Here is a 16,533-nt window from a genome sequence, read left to right as displayed (position 1 = left end):
GTCAGTCGCGCGCCAGCAGGCGCGGGGCTAATTCCTTGAGGGCGCGACGATAGACTTCGCGCTTGAACGTGACCACCTGACCCAGCGGGTACCAGTAGCTGACCCAGCGCCAGCCGTCGAACTCCGGCTTGCCGGTCAGATCCATACGCACCCGGTTCTCGTCGCCGGTTAGGCGCAGGAGAAACCACTTTTGCTTCTGGCCAATGCACAGCGGCTGGCTGTGCGTGCGCACCAGACGCTGCGGTAGACGATAACGCAACCAGCCCCGGGTGCAGGCGAGAATCTTCACATCCTGCTCTTCGAGACCGACTTCTTCATTCAGTTCCCGGTACAGCGCCTGCTCCGGCGACTCCTGCGGATTGATCCCGCCTTGCGGGAACTGCCAGGCATCCTGGTTGATCCGCCGTGCCCAGAGCACCTGGCCAACATCGTTGGTCAGAATGATGCCGACATTAGGGCGAAAACCATCGGAATCGATCACGACATAACACCTTACAAACGCATGTTTCCGCATTGTTCCACAAAGGCCGCGGGCGCAGCAAACGCGCGGCTCGGCGAATGGGCACTGGAGGCAAAAGCGGCTATTCTGGCGCCCTTTTCGGCTATCCAGATTCAGGTGAAACGACGTGCGCCTTGCCCTTTTCGACCTCGACAACACCCTGCTTGCCGGCGACAGCGACCACAGCTGGGGTGAATTCCTCTGCCAGCGCGGCCTGGTCGACGCCGTGGCGTACCAGGCGCGCAACGATGCCTTCTATGCCGACTACTGCGCCGGCAAGCTGGATGTGGTGGCCTACCAGAACTTCAGTCAGGCGATTCTCGGCCGTACCGACATGGCGCAACTGGCGCAGTGGCACGCCGAATTCATGCGTGAGGTGATCGAGCCGATTATCCTGGCCAAGGGTGAAGCGCTGCTGGCGCAGCACCGCGCCGCCGGCGACAAGCTGGTGATCATCACCGCCACCAACCGCTTCGTCACCGCGCCGATCGCCGCGCGCCTGGGCGTCGACACCCTGCTGGCCACCGAGTGCGGCATGCAGGATGGCCGCTACAGCGGGCAGATCACCGGAGTTCCCTGTTACCAGGGCGGCAAGGTGGTGCGCCTCGGCGAGTGGTTGCAAGAGACCGGGCATAGCCTCGACGACAGCTATTTCTACAGCGACTCGCGCAACGACCTGCCGCTGCTGGAGCAGGTGGCCCATCCGGTAGCGGTGGACCCGGACGACACCCTGCGCGCCATCGCCAGTGAGCGCGGCTGGTCGGTGCTCTCGCTGCGTTGAAGAGTGTCCTGTAGGGCGGGTGAAACCCGCGTAGATGGTTACGCGGTTTTTACCCGCCCTACGCCATCACAGCGGCTTGGCCACCATCAGCCAGAAGATCGCGATAAAGGCCAGGAACGCCGGCCAGCCCAGCACGAACCAGATGCGCATGTAGCGGTTGGCCAGTTCCGGTAGTGGCGTGCCGTCGCGCAGGGCCTGGGTCGCCAGGTTGCGTACACGGATCTGCAGCCACAGCACCGGCAGCCAGCACAGCCCGGCGAACACGAACAAGCCCGCGCTCCACAGCAACCAGAACTGGCTCAGCGGCCAGCCCGCGATCTTCGCCAGGGCCAGGCCGCTGAGTGGCTGGAACACCGCGCTGGTGGCAATAAACAGCCAGTCGGCGGTGACCAGGTGGCGGAAGGTCGTGGCAATCACCGGCAACTCACCGCTGCGCCAGGCGCGCAGGGCGTAGTAGGCCGAGCCCAGGCCGGTGCCAAACAGCAGGGTGGCGGAGAGGATATGCAGGGTCTTGAGCAGCAGGTACAGGCTCATCCGTGTCTCTTGTCAGGTGAAGGGGACAGCCACAGCAGCCAGAGACTGAGCAGTAGCACGGCGAAGTTCTTGCCGACGGCCATATAAGGGTCAAACCAGTAGTGCGGTAACCACAGGCTGATGATCAGACTGTATGCCAGCATCAGCCCGATCTGGGCTCGCAGTATGGGCTGCCGCCAGCGTCGCAGCAGTAGGCCGAAACCCAGGGCGGCGTCGAGCAGGGCCCCGCCGATGACGGCCAGCTTGCCTGGCCAGCCGGTGATACCCGCTTCGGCCATGATGCGCAGACCCCAGTCGAAACCGGGGCCTAGGCACACCAACGCAGTACCCAGCCAGATCAGCAACAACACTGCCAGCACCAGGGGTTGCAAGGCCATGGCGCAGCTCTGTGCCGCCTGTGGCCAGTCGTGCAGGCGACTGCTCAGCGGCGCGCAGCGGAAGCCGCAGATACTGGTCAGGGCATCGCCACTGGCCAGGTTGTCACGTTGCGCCAGGCGCCAGGTCTGTGGGTTCAGCGCCGCCCAGCCCATGCGCTCGCCGAGAGCGGCGCCCAGTTGGGACAGTGCTGCCGGCACTGCCCAGTAATGTGCGGCTGGCCAACCCTGGGCGTGCCTTAACTGGTCGAGCAATTGTCCCTGGGTCATGGCCTGCGGGCCAACCAGCGGTAGCACGCTCGACTGCACGGGCCAGTTACGCAGCAGCGCCAGCACGGCGCTGCAGAGGTCATCGACATGTAACGGCTGCAGCTGCGCGCGGTTGTCCAGCAGAGGTATCACTGGCCAGGGTGACAGGCGTTGTAACCAGGCACTGCTGGTTCCACCTGGGCCCAGGACCAGCGACGGGCGCAGCACCACGGAGGATTGACCGAGTTGCAGCAGATAGTCGTCGGCTCGTGCCTTGCTGGCGAGGAAAGGTACATCGGCCTGCGTGCCTGCACCGAGGGCAGAAATCTGCAGCACGCGCGCGCCATGCTGGCTGGCCAGATCGTACAGGGCGCACGTGCCTGCGGTCTGCAACCGGCACATGCCGGCCAGGTCGCTGGACAGTTCGCCAGCGGCATTGATCAGCAAGTCGATAGCGGGTGGCCAGGTGAAGCTCGTCGGCTCGTCAGCCAGCTCGCGCAGATCCAGGCGTTGCCATTCGACGCCGGGTAGCGGTCGTTCGACAACCTGTCGGCTGGTCGCCACGATCTGGTGCCCTGCTTGAATCAGGGCATCGAGCAGATGGCGCCCGATAAAGCCGGTGGCGCCTACCAGCAGAATGCGCATCAGGCCGGCTTGGCCCCCATCAGGGCGAAGATCGCCAGCAGCAGGACCAGCATCAGCACGCCATAGGCGATGACGAAACGCAGCAGCTTGACCGGCACTGCGCCGCCGACTGCCGCCTGCCAGGCGCCCAGGCGGCCGTGCAGAAGCAGACCGAACAGCATCAGCAGGGCGAACAGGATGGCGCTGTACAGCAGCCAGCTGGCGCCCAGCGGCAGGCCGACCGTGTGCACCAGCCACCAGCCGCTGATTGGCAGGCTCAGGGCCAGCACGCCGAGGGCCGGCAGGCTGTACAGGCGGGTAACGCGCAGCTTGCGCGTCAGCACGGCGGCATCGCCGCCCTTGTGGGCTTTCCACAGCATGAAGCAGTGGGCAATGAAGCCGGCCAGGATCAGCACGGCCGGAATCAGGTGGGCGTATTTCAGCAGCTGGTAGTGTTCCATCACGGATGTCCTGTATTCGCGTTATTCGAGTTATTTGCCGAGGAACAGCTTGTAGGCCGGGTTGTCGCTCTCGTCCCAGTAGGGGTAGCCGATGGCGTCCAGGGTGGCCGGGATCAGCGGGCGTTCGCTCACCGGCACTTGCAGGGCGGCCAGTACGCGGCCGTCGGCGGCGCCGTGGTTGCGGTAGTGGAACATGCTGATGTTCCAGCGCCCGCCGAGCTTGTTGAGGAAGTTGAACAGCGCCCCCGGACGCTCCGGGAACTCGAAGCGGAACACGCATTCGTCCGGCACCGCAGCCGCGTGGCCACCGACCATGTGGCGGATATGCAGCTTGGCCAGTTCGTTGTCGGTCAGGTCCAGCACCGGGAAGCCCTGGTCGCGCAGGCCCTGCACCAGGGCCGCGCGCGGGTCGCTCTCCGGGTGGGTCTGCACGCCGACGAAGATGTGCGCCTCGCCGTCGCTGTGGTAGCGGTAGTTGAACTCGGTGATCTGGCGTTTGCCGATTGCCTCGCAGAAGGTCTTGAAGCTGCCCGGCTGCTCGGGGATGGTCACCGCGATGATCGCCTCGCGCTTTTCGCCCAGCTCGGCGCGTTCGGCCACGTGGCGCAGGCGATCGAAGTTGACGTTGGCGCCCGAGTCGATGCCGACCAGTACCTGATTCGTGCAGCCTTCGCGCTCGACGTACTTCTTGATCCCGGCGACGCTGAGGGCGCCGGCCGGTTCGGTGATCGAGCGGGTGTCGTCGTAGATGTCCTTGATCGCCGCGCAGATCTCGTCGGTGCTGACGGTGATCACCTCGTCGACATAGTCCTTGCACACATCGAAGGTGTGCTGGCCGATCTGCGCCACCGCCACGCCATCGGCGAACAGCCCGACGCTCGGCAGCACCACACGCGAGCCGGCGGCCATCGCCGCCTGCAGGCAGTTGGAGTCGTCCGGCTCGACGCCGATCACGCGGATATCCGGGCGCAGGTATTTGACGTAGGCGGCGATGCCGGCGATCAGCCCGCCGCCACCGACCGGGACGAAGATGGCGTCCAGCTGGCCCGGCTGCTGACGGAGGATCTCCATGGCCACGGTGCCCTGGCCGGCGATGGTATCCGGGTCGTCATAGGGGTGCACATAGACGTAGCCCTTTTCTTCCACCAGCTTCAGCGAATAGGCCAGGGCCTCGGGGAAGCTGTCGCCGTGCAGCACCACCTTGCCGCCACGCGAGCGCACGCCATTGACCTTGATCTCCGGGGTGGTCTTGGGCATCACGATGGTGGCCTTGACCCCCATGTGCTTGGCGGCCAGGGCCAGGCCCTGGGCGTGGTTGCCGGCCGAGGCGGTGACCACGCCACAGGCCAGCTGCTCGGCCGTGAGGTGCGCCAGCTTGTTGTAGGCGCCACGAATCTTGAACGAGTACACCGGCTGCAGATCTTCGCGCTTGAGCAGAATCTGGTTGCCGGTGCGCTCGGAAAGCTGGCGGGCAGGTTGCAGCGGGGTTTCCACGGCGACGTCATAGACGCGCGAGGTGAGGATCTTCTTGACGTACTGTTCGAGCATCACGGCTTCACTGGCGGGCTTTTCACGGATTCCGGAGTCTACCCCAGCGCTCCGACCGGCGGCCACCGGCGCAAAGCCCAGAACAGTAGGGCGTGGCGATAAAACGCAGCCGCCGGCGGGAGTGACGAGGCTATAATTCGCCCCTTCCCGTATTCCCCAGGCGCAGACCCCGTGATGACCCAGGATCAGCTCAAGCAGGCCGTGGCCCAGGCCGCCGTCGACCATATCCTTCCCTTTCTCGACAGCAAGAGCGTGATCGGCGTCGGCACCGGCTCCACCGCCAACTGCTTCATCGACGCCTTGGCCCAGCACAAGATGGCCTTCGACGGCGCCGTGGCCAGCTCCGAAGCCACCGCCGCGCGCCTCAAGGGCCATGGCATCCCGGTGTACGACCTGAACAGCGTCAGCGAGCTGGAGTTCTACATCGACGGCGCCGACGAGAGCGACGAACACCTCAACCTAATCAAGGGCGGCGGTGCCGCGCTGACCCGCGAGAAAATCGTCGCGGCGGTGGCCAAGACCTTCATCTGCATCGCCGACGCCAGCAAGCTGGTGCCGGTGCTCGGCGCCTTCCCGCTGCCGGTGGAAGTCATCCCCATGGCCCGTAGCCATGTGGCGCGCCAGCTGGTCAAGCTGGGCGGCGACCCGGTGTACCGCGAGGGCGTGCTGACCGACAACGGCAACATCATTCTCGACGTGTTCAATATGAGCATCGTCGATCCGGTGACCCTGGAGCGCGAGATCAACGCCATCGTCGGCGTGGTCACCAACGGCTTGTTCGCCGCGCGCCCGGCCGACCTGCTGCTGCTCGGCACCCCGGATGGCGTGAAGACGCTCAAGGCTTGAGCCTGGCGAGCCTGTAGCCCGGACTTCAGTCCGGGGCGCGTGCTGCCGACAGTCCCGGACTGAAGTCCGGGCTACGGCCTGAAACCTCTTTCCGTTGCCCAAGAAAAACCCGGCCTAGGCCGGGTTTTGCGTTTCAGGGGGCGAAGGGTGGCGCTTCCAGCACCTCGATGATCAGCGGGCGATCGCTGGGCGCATCTTTTAGCAGTTGCTTGAGATGCGTCAGGTCGCGCGCCCGTTCCGCCGCGCAGCCGAAGCCGCGGGCGATGGCGAGGAAGTCCGGGGTGTAGATATCCACGCCGATCGGGGTGATGTCGCGCCGTTCCATGTAGCGCTTGATCTCGCCATAGCCCGAGTTGTTCCACAGCAGCACGACGATGCCGATGCCGGCCTCCACCGCGCTGGCCAGTTCGGGCAGGGTGAACTGGATGCCGCCGTCGCCCATCAGGCTGATCACCGGGCGCGCTGGCTCGGCCAGCTTGGCGCCGAGCGCTGCCGGCAGGCCGTAGCCGAGGGTGCCGTAGCCGGTGGAGGCATTGAACCAGCGCCGCGCGCCGTCCAGTTCGACCAGGTGGTTGCCGCTGTACACGGTCTGCGTCGAGTCGCCGACAAAGCGCGCCTCCGGCAACACCTGCAGCACCGCGTCGAACAGCGCGCGGTAGTGCGTCCAGCCGCTGAAGCCTTCGGCCAGCTGCGCCTGCACGGCGGCGGTGCGCTGTGCGCCGGGGCTGTTGGCGCGCAGCTCGCCCGGTTGCAGCTCGGCCAGCAGCATGCGCATGGCCAGGCGCGCGTCGCCCTGGATGGCCAGGGTCGCGGGGAAGTTGCGGTGCAGCTGCTGCGGGTCGATATCGATGCGGATCAGCCGCCCTGGCAATTTGAAATTGCCGTCGAACACCACGTCGTAATCGGTCTCGCCCAGTTCGGTGCCGATCGCCAGCACCACGTCGGCCTGCAGCGCCAGTTCGCGCACCGGTACCAGCGCCTGGTTGCTGCCCAGTAGCAGCGGATGACCCGGCGGCAGCAGGCCCTTGGCGTTGATGGTCAGCGCGGTCGGTGCGTCCAGCGCGGCAGCCAGGGCGCGGGCCTCGGCCTGGGCCTCGACGCAGCCACCACCGAGCAGCAGCAGCGGGTGCTGGGCGCCCTTGAGCAGGCCGGCGGCTTCGCGCAGCAGGCTGCGATTGGGCGCCGGGCGGGCCTGGCGCGGCTTGGGCTGCACGCGCATGTGGCTGGCGTCGGCGGTGATGATGTCCAGCGGCAGCTCGATATGCACCGGCCGCGGGCGTTCGCCCTCGAACACGGCGAAGGCGCGGGCCAGCACGGCCGGCAGCTCCTCGACGCTCATCAGGGTGTGGCTGAAGGCGGACACGCCGGCGACCATCGCGCTCTGGTTGGGCAGCTCGTGCAGGTAGCCGTTGCCGTGGCCGAGGCGGGCGCGCTCGTTGACACTGGAGATCACCAGCATGGGGATCGAGTCGGCGTAGGCCTGGCCCATGGCGGTGAGGATATTGGTCATGCCCGGGCCGGTGATGATGAAGCACACGCCCGGCTTGCCGGATACGCGAGCGTAACCGTCGGCCATAAAGCCGGCACCCTGCTCGTGGCGCGGGGTGATATGGCGGATCTGGCTGCCGGGCAGGCCGCGGTACAGCTCCACGGTGTGCACGCCGGGGATGCCGAACACCGTGTCGACGCCCCAGGCTTGCAGTTGTTTGACGAGAAATTCGCCGCAGGTGGTCATGGCATCAGTCCTTGTAGCTGGGGTCGAGGCGGTCGAGTTTGCGCAGCCAGGCCTGCCACAGCAGCGGGCGCTGCCATTCACAGCCCTGGAACTGGCCGCAGGCGTGCTGGCTGAGGGCTTCCGGCATCTCGCGCACGCCGTCGAGCGTAGCGGCGGCCAGCTGGATCTCGCAGGCCTTGTTCAGGTAGTACATCACGTAGAAGGCATCGGCGACGCTGGCGCCGACGCTGAGCAGGCCGTGGTGCCGCAGGATCAGCGCAATGTTGTCGCCCAGCGAAGCGACCAGGCGTTCGCGCTCGCCCAGATCGAGGGCGATGCCTTCGTAGCCGTGGTAGCCGACGCGGCGGTGGAACTCGGCGCTGATCTGGTTGAGCTGGGCCAGGCCGTTGTCCGTCGCGGCCACCGCCATGCCCGCCAGGGTGTGGGTGTGCAGCACGCAGTGGGCATCGCCACGGGCCATGTGCACGGCGCTGTGGATGGTGAAGCCGGCGATGTTGTAGTCGGCCTCGCCTTCCAGCACGCGGCCTTCCATGTCGACCACGATCAGGTCGCTGGCGCGCACTTCCTCGAACAGCAGGCCGAAGGGGTTGATCAGGAAGCGCGGGGCGACACCCGGCAGGCGCAGCGAGAAGTGCGTGTAAATGGTGTCGTCCCAGCCGAACAGCGCGGCCAGGCGGTAGGCCGCCGCCAGGTCGCGGCGCAGTATGGCTTCGCTGGGCATGTCCATCAGTGACGGATCTGCGACAGGAAGGCGCGGCTGCGCGGGTGCTGCGGATTGTCGAAGAACTCGGCGGGGCTGGCGGTCTCGACTATCTGCCCGGCGTCCATGAACACCACGCGGTCGGCGACCTTGCGCGCAAAGCCCATCTCGTGGGTTACGCAGAGCATGGTCATGCCGTCCTGGGCCAGCTCGGTCATCACTTCCAGCACTTCACCGACCATTTCCGGGTCGAGCGCCGAGGTCGGCTCGTCGAACAGCATCACCTTGGGGCTCATGCACAGCGCACGGGCGATGGCCACCCGCTGCTGCTGGCCGCCGGAGAGCTGGCCGGGTTTCTTGTGCGCCTGGATGCCGATATGCACGCGGCTCAGGTACTTCATCGCCAGCTCTTCGGCCGCCTTGCGCGACAGGCCGCGCACCTTCATCGGCGCCAGGGTGCAGTTGTCCAGCACGGTCAGGTGCGGGAACAGGTTGAAGTTCTGAAACACCATGCCCACTTCGCGGCGCACGTGGTCGCCACCGGCCTTGGTCGAGACGTCCTGGCCTTCGACTGTGATGCTGCCGGTGTCGTGCGGGTTGAGGCGGTTGATGCAGCGGATCAGGGTCGACTTGCCGGAACCCGAAGGCCCGCAGATGACGATCTTCTCGCCCTGTTCGACGGAGAGGTCGATGCCCTGCAGCACCTGGAAGCTGTCGTAGCGCTTGCCGACGTTGTGCAGACGGATGATTTCGCTCATGACGGGCTCCTCAGATACGGCGCATGCGCGCCAGGGTACGTTGCACCAGGCTGGCCGGGGCCACGGCCACCGAGTCCCACGACAGGCGCCGTTCCAGGCCGCCTTGCAGCCAGGTCAGGGTGTAAACCATGGCCAGGTAGTAGACCAGGGCGACGGCGTAGTACTCGGAGAACTGGAAGGTGGTGGAGACCGTCTGCGAGGTCACCGCCATCAGTTCCTGCAGGGAAATCACCGAGGCCAGCGAGGTGATCTTGAGCAGGGTGATGAACTCGTTGGAGGTCGGCGGAATGGCGATGCGCGCGGCCTGCGGCATGATCACGTAGCGGAAGATCTGCCAGCGCGACAGGCCCAGGGCATGGCCGGCGGCGTACTGGCCGCGATCCACGGATTTCAGCGCGGCGCGGTTGATCTCCACCTGGTAGGCCGCTTCGTTGATCGACAGGGCGATCCAGGCGGCGAAGAACGGGGTGAACCATTCCTCGCGGAAAACCGGGAAGAACTGCGGCAGGGCGTTCCACACGAACAGCAGCTGCAACAGGGTCGGTGCGCCACGAAACACGCTGAGCACGCCACGCAGGGTGGCGCGCGCCGGGTTGTTCGGGCCGTCCAGGGCGAGGGCGGCGGGGATCGAGATAAGGATGCCCACCGAGTGCGCCAGCAGCGCCAGCAGCAGGGTGATACAGGCGCCCTTGAAGAAATGGTAGGACGTCAGGGCGTCCCAGAAGACGGCAACATCGAAGTTCATGTGCGTGTCCTGCATGAAAGGAAGCAAGCGCCCGCCGGGCAGGGCCGGGCGCGGTCAACGGCGGAGCAGGTGGCGGGTGGATGACGCGCGGTCATCCACCCGCCGGGTTGCTTACTGCGCGGTTTGCAGGTTGGCCGGGTCGAGCTTCCACTTCTCAGCGATGGCCTTGAGCGTGCCGTCGGCGTTCAGGGCCTCGACGGCGGCCTGTACGGCGGCCTTGTCGGCAACATCCGGGCGGAAGTAGGCGCCGAAGATGTCCTTCTCCGGGAAGCTGTAGAGGGTCTTGAACTGGCCCGGGGTCTGCAGCTCGCGGTAGGCCAGCTCGGTGTCCTGGGACAGACCGGCGGCGGCGCGGCCGACCAGCACCTGCTGGGCCACGTCGCTGCCCTTGGGGTAGGTCTGCAGAGTGGCCGGGGTCTTGCCAGCGGCGGTCAGGTCGGCGTTGAGCTTCTCCATGATGGCCACGTACTGGGTGCCCGACTGCACGGCAACGACCTTGCCGGAGAGGTCATCCAGGGTGTTCAGCTTGAGCTCGCTCTTGCCGCTGCCGAAGACCACGGTGGCGGTGGCCAGATAGCCCACTGCGTTGAGTTTCTTGGTGCGCTCGGGAGTGATCAGGGCGCCGCTGATCACCACGTCGCAACGTTTGGCGTCGAGGCCCGGCAGCAGGCCGGTGAACTCGGTGACGATGAAGCGTGGTTGCACGCCCCAGTGCTTGGCCAGGGCGCGGATCAGGTCGGTGTCGAAGCCGCTCGGCTCCTTGGCACCGGCCTGCTCGAAGAACTCCATCGGCGGGTAGGTCGGGTCGGAACACACCTGGAAGCTGCCCGCGGCGACGAAGGACGGCTTGTCGGCGGCCAGCAGGCCGGTGCTCAGGGTGGCGGCCAGCAGAGCGCTGGCCAGTTGCAGGGAGTGCTTGTTCATCGGTAACTCCAGGCTAGATGCATTGTTTATTGGCAGTACGTGGGAAAAGCCATTTCTTGTTATGCAGCCTCAGGGGTGCCCTGAGTGATGGGTTGCTTGAGTACCTTGCCCGCCTTGATCCAGCGTGGGCCTTGCGGGCCATAGACTTCGCCCGGTTCCGGAAACAGCACGAGCAGCAGCAGGTAGAGCACTGCGGCCAGGCCGAGGGTGACTGGCAGGCTGATATCGATGCCTCCAGCCAGCTCGCCGAGCGGGCCGACGAATTGTCCCGGCAGGTTGACGAAGCACAGGCCGATCACCGCGCTGGGAATCCAGGCGCCCATGCCGCGCCAGTTCCAGCCGTTGTGGAACCAGTAGGCACCGCCACGCTGGCCGCGGGTGAACACCTGCAGGTCATCCGGGAGGTAGAAGCCGCGGCGTACCAGCAGACCGAGGATCATGATCACCATCCACGGGCTGGTGCAGGTGATGATCAGCACGGCGAAGGTCGACACGCTCTGCACCAGGTTGAAGGCGAAGCGGCCGACGAAGATGAAAGCGATCGACAGCACGCCGATCAGCAGGGTGGCCTGCACCCGGCTGAGCAGGCGCGGCAGCACGCTGGAAAGGTCCAGGCCGGTGCCATACAGCGCAGTGGTGCCGGTGGACATGCCGCCGATCACCGCGATCAGGCATACCGGCAGGAAGAACCAGGTCGGCGATACGGCCAGCAGGCCGCCGACGTAGTTGTAGCTGGCGATGTAGTCCGGTGCGCGCAGGGCGACGATGGTGGCGGTGATCAGGCCGAAGAAGAACGGGATCAGGGTGCCGATCTGCGCGCCGATCACCGCCAGCATGATGCGTTTCTGCGAAGTCTCGCGTGGGATATAGCGCGACCAGTCGCCGAGGAAGGCGCCGAACGACACCGGGTTGCTCATGGCCAGCAGCGCCGCGCCGATAAAGGCGGCCCAGAAGCCCGGTTGGCCGAGTTGCACGCTGCCGGCGTAGGTGGCGTCGAACGGGCCGAAGAAGGCCGCGGCGCCGAGCAGGAACAGCAGGCTGGCGGCCCACACGGCGATCTTGTTGACCCACAGCATGAAGCGGAAGCCGTAGATGCACACCACCAGTACCAGCACGGCGAACAGGCCGTAGGCCAGGCCCAGGCTGAGGTCGGTTTCTGGCAGGCCGACCAGGCGCTTGGCGCCGCCGACCAGGGCATCGCCCGAGCTCCACACCGACAGCGAGAAGAAGGCGATGGCGGTGAGCAGCGAGAGGAACGAGCCGACGATGCGTCCGTGCACGCCGAAGTGGGCACCGGACGACACCGCGTTGTTGGTGCCGTTGAGCGAACCGAACAGGCCCATCGGCGCGAGGATGATCGAGCCGACCAGCACACCAAGCAGGATCGCCCAGGCGCCGGCCTGGAACGACAGGCCGAAAATCACCGGAAAGCTGCCCAGTACCGCGGTGGAGAAGGTGTTGGCGCCGCCGAAGATCAGGCGGAACAGGTCGAAGGGTTTGGCCGTGCGTTCGCCAGCGGGGATCTGTTCGACCCCGAAGGCTTCTATCTGTGTAATGGCGTGCGGCTTATTGTTGTTATGCATTGTGTTCTCCGGGGCGTATCAGGTTGGCGGCAGCTGCTGCGGCATGGCCGACAAATGCTCATGACAGGCCAGCCAACGGCCCTGTTCTTGTTGTTGGCGGAACACGATGGTCTCGCGCTCCAGGCTTGCGACTTCCTCGTTGCCCAGACGCAGGCGGGTAGCCACGTCGTGGATGAAGATCGCCAGCTCGCCTTGCAGGCTGACGACCGGGTTGCTCGAGGTGCAAGCCAGTACTTCGAAACCATCGGCCTGCCATTCCTGCCACAGCGCCTGGTAGGCGGCGCGTGACAGCAGTGGCTGCGCGCAGGTGTGGAAGACGAAGCTGGCGTCCTCGCTGAAGGCGGCGAAGTAGGCGGCCGTGTCGTTGCGGGCGAAGGCCGCCACCAGCTGTTCGGCGGCCTGCAGAACCTGTTGTGCTGCACTCATTTGCGCGTCACACCCGGCAGCACGCAGAGCATTTCATAGAGCAGGTTGGCGCCCAGCAGCGAGGTGTTGCCGGTGGTGTCGTAGGGCGGGGAGACCTCGACCAGGTCACCGCCGATGATGTCCAGGCCCTGGCAGCCGCGGATGATTTCCATGGCCTGGATGGTGGTCAGTCCGCCGATTTCCGGGGTGCCAGTACCGGGCGCCCAGGCTGGGTCGATGCCGTCGATGTCGAACGACAGGTACACCGGGCCGCCGCCGACTTTTTCGCGTACTTCAGCCATCAGCGGCTCCAGCGATTTGTGCCAGCACTCTTCAGCCTGAACCACGCGGAAGCCCTGCTTGCGGCTCCAGTTGAAGTCCTCGGCGGTGTAGCCCTGGGCGCGCAGGCCGATCTGCACCACGCGCTCGCTGTCGAGCAGGCCTTCCTCCTGGGCGCGGCGGAAGGTGGTGCCGTGGGCGATCTTCTCGCCGAACATGTGGTCGTTCACATCGGCATGCGCGTCGATATGCACCAGGCCGATCTTGCCGTACTTCTTGTGCAGGGCGCGCAGGATCGGCAGGGTGATGGTGTGGTCGCCGCCCAGGGTCAACGGCTTGATGTCGAGTTCGACGATCTCGTCGTAGGCCTCTTCGATGATGCGCACGGCATCAAGCAGGTTGAAGGTGTTGATCGCCACGTCGCCGATGTCGGCCACGTTCAGCGAGTCGAACGGTGCGGCACCGGTGGCCATGTTGTACGGGCGGATCATCACCGACTGGGCGCGGATTTCACGCGGGCCGAAGCGGGTCCCGGAGCGCAGCGAGGTGCCGATATCCAGGGGGATGCCGACGAAGGCCGCATCGAGTTGGCGCTTCTCTTCAGTGCTCTGGATGTGTGGCAGACGCATCATGGTGGCGATGCCGCCGAAACGGGGCATTTCATTGCCGCCCAGGGGCTGGTGGAGGATCTTGTCCACGGGGTGGCCTCACGGTGTTGTGGTTGTAATTGGAGCCACGAGGATCGAGCCCCGTGGCCAAGGCGTGGGCCGGATTCTTCTGCCGAATCGCGGCGGGAAGAATCGCTGCGGTGAAATAATTAGTTCAGAAATTTCTAAACTAAAAGGCTCTGGCTTACAGTGGGTTGATCTCAGTGGTGCGCACTAGCCGGTGAGAGTCGTAGGGTGGATGACGCTTCACCCATCCACCACAGCCCCGCACGGTGGACGGCTGAAGCGCCGTCCACCCTACATAAACCGCCGCCCGCAGGATGCGCGACGCTACACAGCACGACATGGAGCCCCGATGACCCTCGCCCTGCCCGATATCAAGCTGCTGCGCATCTTCGCCACCGTGGTGCGCTGCCAGGGTTTTGCCGCCGCCCAGCAGGAGCTCAACTTGTCGACCTCGGCGATCAGCACCTACATGAGCCAGCTGGAAACCCAGCTGGGCCTGAGCCTGTGCCACCGCGGCCGCGGCGGTTTCAGCCTGACCAGCAAGGGCGAGCTGTTCCACCAGGAAGCCTTGCGCCTGCTGGCCGAGCTGGAAGGTTTCGAGCGTTACTCGGCGGCGCTCAAGGGCGAGCTGCGCGGCACCCTCAACCTCGGCGTGCTCGACTCCACGGTGAGCGACCCAGCGCTGCCGCTGGCCGAGGTGATCGGCGCGCACAGTCAGGAACACCCGGCGGTGCACCTGCACCTGGCGGTGATGAGCCCGGCCGAGCTGCAGCTGGCGGTGCTGGAGAATCGCCTGGACCTGGCCATCGGCGCCTTCTACACGCGGATGAACGGCCTGGTCTACCAGGCGCTGTACCGCGAGCAGCACTGGCTGTACTGCAGTGATCGCCATGCGCTGTTCGAGCAGCGGCGCATTCCCGCCGAGGTGATCACCCAACAGCGCATGGTCGGTCGTGGCTACTGGAGCCAGAGCGAACTGGCCCGGCATGGCTTCAAGCACAGCGCGGCGACGGTGGAGTCGATGGAGGCGCAGCTGATCCTGGTGCTGTCCGGCGCCTATATCGGCTACCTGCCGGAGCACTACGCGCAGCCCTGGGTCGAGCAGGGCCGGCTCAAGGTGCTGCTGCCCACCACCTTCGGCTACCAGGCGCCGTTCTCCCTGGTGCAGCGCCGCGGGCGCGGGCGCGAACCGCTGATCCAGACCTTCCGTGACCTGCTGCGGGCCCAGCTCAATCCGGCCTAGGCCACTGCTCACGTAGCCCGGACTTCAGTCCGGGGATTGGCGTTCGGGAATCAGGCGCCTGCGGGGCCGGACGGTTTTCCCGGACTGAAGTCCGGGCTACCACGCCTCTGCCGGGAGGCGGGCGAGCGTCTAGTCTTAGCGGACTTCCCCCACGACAGGAGTCAGCCCATGGCCAGCAAGTTCGTTCTGAAGACCGCCAGCAATGGTCAGTTCCACTTCAATCTGCATGCCGGCAACGGCGAGATCATCCTCAATAGCGAGCAGTACAAGGCCAAGCAGTCGGCCCTGGACGGTATCGAGTCGGTGCGCAAGAACGCCCAGCGCGAGGGCGCCTTCGAGGTCAAGGCCGCCGCCGGCGGCAAGTTCCACTTCGTGCTCAAGGCCAGCAATGGCCAGGTGATCGGCCAGAGCCAGATGTACGCCAGCGAGGCCGGCGCAGAAGGCGGTTGCGACTCGGTGAGGAAGAGTGCGCCGGAAGCGAGTTTGCAGGACGAGGCTTGAGGCGCCGTAGGGTGGGTATAACCCGCGTTGTGCGTCACGCGGGTTGCCCCCGCCCTACATATCCACGTTATTGCGCCGCCTGTTTCTTGAACACGTAAAACAGGTTCGGCTCGCTCACCACGTACAGGTTGCCATCGTCGTCCATGGCCACACCCTCGGCCTGCGGCACCCCCTTCTTGAGGTCGTGCCGGCCGCCGACCAGGGACAGCATGCTGATCGGCTTGCCGTCGACATTCAGCTCCAGCACCAGACGCGATTCGTCGGACAGCGCCAGCAGGTGGCCGCTGCGCTCGTCGTATTGCAGGCTGGACAGGTCACGCACAAACAGCCCTGCATCGCGCTCGGGGTCGTCGACCACATGCACGGCGAAGGGCTTGTCCGGGTTGCTGTGGGGGAAACCGTGGATCTCGAAGATCTGCACCGGGTCGCGTTCCTTGGCGGCGAACAGACGCTGGTTGGTCGCGTCGTAGGCCAGCCCCTCGAAACCCTTGTTGCCGTTGCGACCGATGCCCAGAGACAGCTGTTCGGAGTCGGCGGCGTCGACGAAAGCGGTGTCCTCGCTGAGGTGCACGCGGAACAGGCGCTGCTCGCGCTCGTCGGTGACTACGTAGATGCCGGGGCTGATGTACTCGATCGCTTCCGGGTCGCCGAAGCCGACGATGGGCACACGCCGCAGGACCCGACCGTCGAGGCTCAGCTCGATGATCTCGGATTTTTTGTTGGTTACGGTGAACAGGCTGCGGCGATCCGGATCGTAGGTCAGCGCCGAGACATCGGCGTCCAGGCCAATGATCGGTTGCGCCTGCAAGGTGGCGACATAGTCCGGCAGCCAGATCGACTGTTCACGCCACTCGGCGGCATGGCGCCATTCTTGCACTAGAAACCAGCCTCTTTCGAACAGGCGAAAATACTGGGCGGCCACTGCAGCGAGCAGCAGAGCGGCCAGCAGTAGCGCCGGCACGAAGAAGCGGGCTTGGGTCAGGCGTCGCATGGGGTCACCTAGTCGATCGGGGCCGCTATCAATAGCACGGGCCAGCTGAATTCAAGCTTAAAGAGAGTTACCGAAGTCT

General features: G+C 65.6%; 18 protein-coding genes. 4 read left to right on the top strand and 14 right to left on the bottom strand.

Annotated features, from left to right (window positions below; genetic code table 11):
- Window position 1: 1 nt before the first annotated feature.
- Complete coding sequence (locus tag LRS11_RS04020) at window positions 2–481, bottom strand: RNA pyrophosphohydrolase (RefSeq protein WP_173211207.1); 480 nt, start codon at window positions 479–481, stop codon at window positions 2–4.
- Between the two features lie 145 nt (window positions 482–626).
- Here LRS11_RS04020 and LRS11_RS04015 point away from each other — a divergent pair, with 145 nt between their 5' ends.
- Window positions 627–1,280, top strand: coding sequence for an HAD family hydrolase (locus LRS11_RS04015; protein ID WP_260495627.1), 654 nt, complete (start codon window positions 627–629; stop codon window positions 1,278–1,280).
- A gap of 66 nt (window positions 1,281–1,346) precedes the next feature.
- Here LRS11_RS04015 and LRS11_RS04010 read toward each other — a convergent pair whose 3' ends face one another.
- Genes LRS11_RS04010 through ilvA form a run of 4 tightly spaced genes read right to left on the bottom strand, consistent with a single transcriptional unit; the run spans window position 1,347 to window position 5,100 of the window.
- Complete coding sequence (locus LRS11_RS04010; protein WP_260495626.1) at window positions 1,347–1,814, bottom strand: DUF2269 family protein; 468 nt, start codon at window positions 1,812–1,814, stop codon at window positions 1,347–1,349.
- Window positions 1,811–3,082 (bottom strand): SDR family oxidoreductase, encoded by a 1,272-nt coding sequence (locus LRS11_RS04005; RefSeq protein ID WP_260495625.1) that lies wholly within the window; start codon window positions 3,080–3,082, stop codon window positions 1,811–1,813. The genes LRS11_RS04010 and LRS11_RS04005 overlap by 4 nt, the downstream gene beginning before the upstream one ends.
- On the bottom strand, window positions 3,082–3,522 hold the full coding sequence (locus LRS11_RS04000) for a DUF2269 domain-containing protein (protein WP_260495624.1): 441 nt from the start codon (window positions 3,520–3,522) through the stop codon (window positions 3,082–3,084). Before LRS11_RS04000 ends, LRS11_RS04005 begins: the two co-directional genes overlap by 1 nt.
- Before the next feature lie 30 nt (window positions 3,523–3,552).
- Window positions 3,553–5,100 (bottom strand): threonine ammonia-lyase, biosynthetic, encoded by a 1,548-nt coding sequence (ilvA, locus tag LRS11_RS03995; RefSeq protein ID WP_260496856.1) that lies wholly within the window; start codon window positions 5,098–5,100, stop codon window positions 3,553–3,555.
- A 144-nt stretch (window positions 5,101–5,244) separates the two neighbouring features.
- On the opposite strand from ilvA, the gene rpiA reads away from it, so the two are divergent.
- On the top strand, window positions 5,245–5,916 hold the full coding sequence (rpiA, locus tag LRS11_RS03990) for a ribose-5-phosphate isomerase RpiA (protein ID WP_260495623.1): 672 nt from the start codon (window positions 5,245–5,247) through the stop codon (window positions 5,914–5,916).
- 133 nt (window positions 5,917–6,049) lie between these two features.
- Here the strand turns inward: rpiA and LRS11_RS03985 are convergent, their stop codons facing one another.
- From LRS11_RS03985 to speB, 8 genes are all read right to left on the bottom strand, one after another.
- Window positions 6,050–7,651 (bottom strand): 5-guanidino-2-oxopentanoate decarboxylase, encoded by a 1,602-nt coding sequence (locus LRS11_RS03985; protein WP_260495622.1) that lies wholly within the window; start codon window positions 7,649–7,651, stop codon window positions 6,050–6,052.
- A 4-nt stretch (window positions 7,652–7,655) separates the two neighbouring features.
- A complete protein-coding gene (locus LRS11_RS03980) occupies window positions 7,656–8,378 on the bottom strand; it encodes a class II aldolase/adducin family protein (RefSeq protein ID WP_260495621.1) in 723 nt (240 codons plus the stop codon).
- Window positions 8,378–9,109, bottom strand: a complete 732-nt coding sequence (locus tag LRS11_RS03975; RefSeq protein WP_260495620.1) for an amino acid ABC transporter ATP-binding protein — start codon at window positions 9,107–9,109, stop codon at window positions 8,378–8,380. Before LRS11_RS03975 ends, LRS11_RS03980 begins: the two co-directional genes overlap by 1 nt.
- A 10-nt stretch (window positions 9,110–9,119) precedes the next feature.
- Window positions 9,120–9,854 (bottom strand): amino acid ABC transporter permease, encoded by a 735-nt coding sequence (locus LRS11_RS03970; protein WP_260495619.1) that lies wholly within the window; start codon window positions 9,852–9,854, stop codon window positions 9,120–9,122.
- 111 nt (window positions 9,855–9,965) lie between these two features.
- Window positions 9,966–10,778: an ABC transporter substrate-binding protein gene (locus LRS11_RS03965; protein ID WP_260495618.1), complete on the bottom strand. Its 813-nt coding sequence runs from the start codon at window positions 10,776–10,778 to the stop codon at window positions 9,966–9,968.
- A 59-nt stretch (window positions 10,779–10,837) separates the two neighbouring features.
- The gene (locus LRS11_RS03960) at window positions 10,838–12,361 is read right to left on the bottom strand and encodes a cytosine permease (RefSeq protein ID WP_260495617.1); all 1,524 of its coding nucleotides are present in this window, start codon (window positions 12,359–12,361) and stop codon (window positions 10,838–10,840) included.
- Between the two features lie 18 nt (window positions 12,362–12,379).
- Window positions 12,380–12,787: a nuclear transport factor 2 family protein gene (locus LRS11_RS03955; protein WP_260495616.1), complete on the bottom strand. Its 408-nt coding sequence runs from the start codon at window positions 12,785–12,787 to the stop codon at window positions 12,380–12,382.
- Window positions 12,784–13,743 (bottom strand): agmatinase, encoded by a 960-nt coding sequence (gene speB, locus LRS11_RS03950; RefSeq protein WP_260495615.1) that lies wholly within the window; start codon window positions 13,741–13,743, stop codon window positions 12,784–12,786. Before speB ends, LRS11_RS03955 begins: the two co-directional genes overlap by 4 nt.
- Before the next feature lie 325 nt (window positions 13,744–14,068).
- Between speB and LRS11_RS03945 the strand changes: the two genes are divergently transcribed.
- Both LRS11_RS03945 and LRS11_RS03940 read left to right on the top strand, forming a co-directional pair.
- A complete protein-coding gene (locus LRS11_RS03945; protein WP_260495614.1) occupies window positions 14,069–14,962 on the top strand; it encodes a LysR family transcriptional regulator in 894 nt (297 codons plus the stop codon).
- A gap of 168 nt (window positions 14,963–15,130) precedes the next feature.
- Entirely contained in the window at window positions 15,131–15,463 is a 333-nt protein-coding gene (locus LRS11_RS03940; protein WP_260495613.1) for a YegP family protein, read from the top strand.
- A 67-nt stretch (window positions 15,464–15,530) separates the two neighbouring features.
- Here LRS11_RS03940 and LRS11_RS03935 read toward each other — a convergent pair whose 3' ends face one another.
- On the bottom strand, window positions 15,531–16,454 hold the full coding sequence (locus LRS11_RS03935; RefSeq protein ID WP_260495612.1) for an SdiA-regulated domain-containing protein: 924 nt from the start codon (window positions 16,452–16,454) through the stop codon (window positions 15,531–15,533).
- Between the last annotated feature and the right edge of the window lie 79 nt (window positions 16,455–16,533).

It is taken from the genome of Pseudomonas sp. J452, from assembly GCF_024666525.1.
Classification (GTDB): Bacteria; Pseudomonadota; Gammaproteobacteria; order Pseudomonadales; family Pseudomonadaceae; genus Aquipseudomonas.
The sequence above is the reverse complement of the archived record's forward strand: the minus strand, read 5'-3'. Positions and strand labels throughout refer to the sequence as shown.

Bases quoted from the DNA above. Each gene is read 5' to 3' on its own strand.
- LRS11_RS04010 (WP_260495626.1), bottom strand. From the start codon at position 1,814: ATGAGCCTGTACCTGCTGCTCAAGACCCTGCATATCCTCTCCGCCACC.
- LRS11_RS04005 (WP_260495625.1), bottom strand. From the start codon at position 3,082: ATGCGCATTCTGCTGGTAGGCGCCACCGGCTTTATCGGGCGCCATCTG.
- LRS11_RS04000 (WP_260495624.1), bottom strand. From the start codon at position 3,522: ATGGAACACTACCAGCTGCTGAAATACGCCCACCTGATTCCGGCCGTG.
- rpiA (WP_260495623.1), top strand. From the start codon at position 5,245: ATGACCCAGGATCAGCTCAAGCAGGCCGTGGCCCAGGCCGCCGTCGAC.
- LRS11_RS03985 (WP_260495622.1), bottom strand. From the start codon at position 7,651: ATGACCACCTGCGGCGAATTTCTCGTCAAACAACTGCAAGCCTGGGGC.
- LRS11_RS03980 (WP_260495621.1), bottom strand. From the start codon at position 8,378: ATGGACATGCCCAGCGAAGCCATACTGCGCCGCGACCTGGCGGCGGCC.
- LRS11_RS03975 (WP_260495620.1), bottom strand. From the start codon at position 9,109: ATGAGCGAAATCATCCGTCTGCACAACGTCGGCAAGCGCTACGACAGC.
- LRS11_RS03970 (WP_260495619.1), bottom strand. From the start codon at position 9,854: ATGAACTTCGATGTTGCCGTCTTCTGGGACGCCCTGACGTCCTACCAT.
- LRS11_RS03965 (WP_260495618.1), bottom strand. From the start codon at position 10,778: ATGAACAAGCACTCCCTGCAACTGGCCAGCGCTCTGCTGGCCGCCACC.
- LRS11_RS03960 (WP_260495617.1), bottom strand. From the start codon at position 12,361: ATGCATAACAACAATAAGCCGCACGCCATTACACAGATAGAAGCCTTC.
- LRS11_RS03955 (WP_260495616.1), bottom strand. From the start codon at position 12,787: ATGAGTGCAGCACAACAGGTTCTGCAGGCCGCCGAACAGCTGGTGGCG.
- LRS11_RS03945 (WP_260495614.1), top strand. From the start codon at position 14,069: ATGACCCTCGCCCTGCCCGATATCAAGCTGCTGCGCATCTTCGCCACC.
- LRS11_RS03940 (WP_260495613.1), top strand. From the start codon at position 15,131: ATGGCCAGCAAGTTCGTTCTGAAGACCGCCAGCAATGGTCAGTTCCAC.
- LRS11_RS03935 (WP_260495612.1), bottom strand. From the start codon at position 16,454: ATGCGACGCCTGACCCAAGCCCGCTTCTTCGTGCCGGCGCTACTGCTG.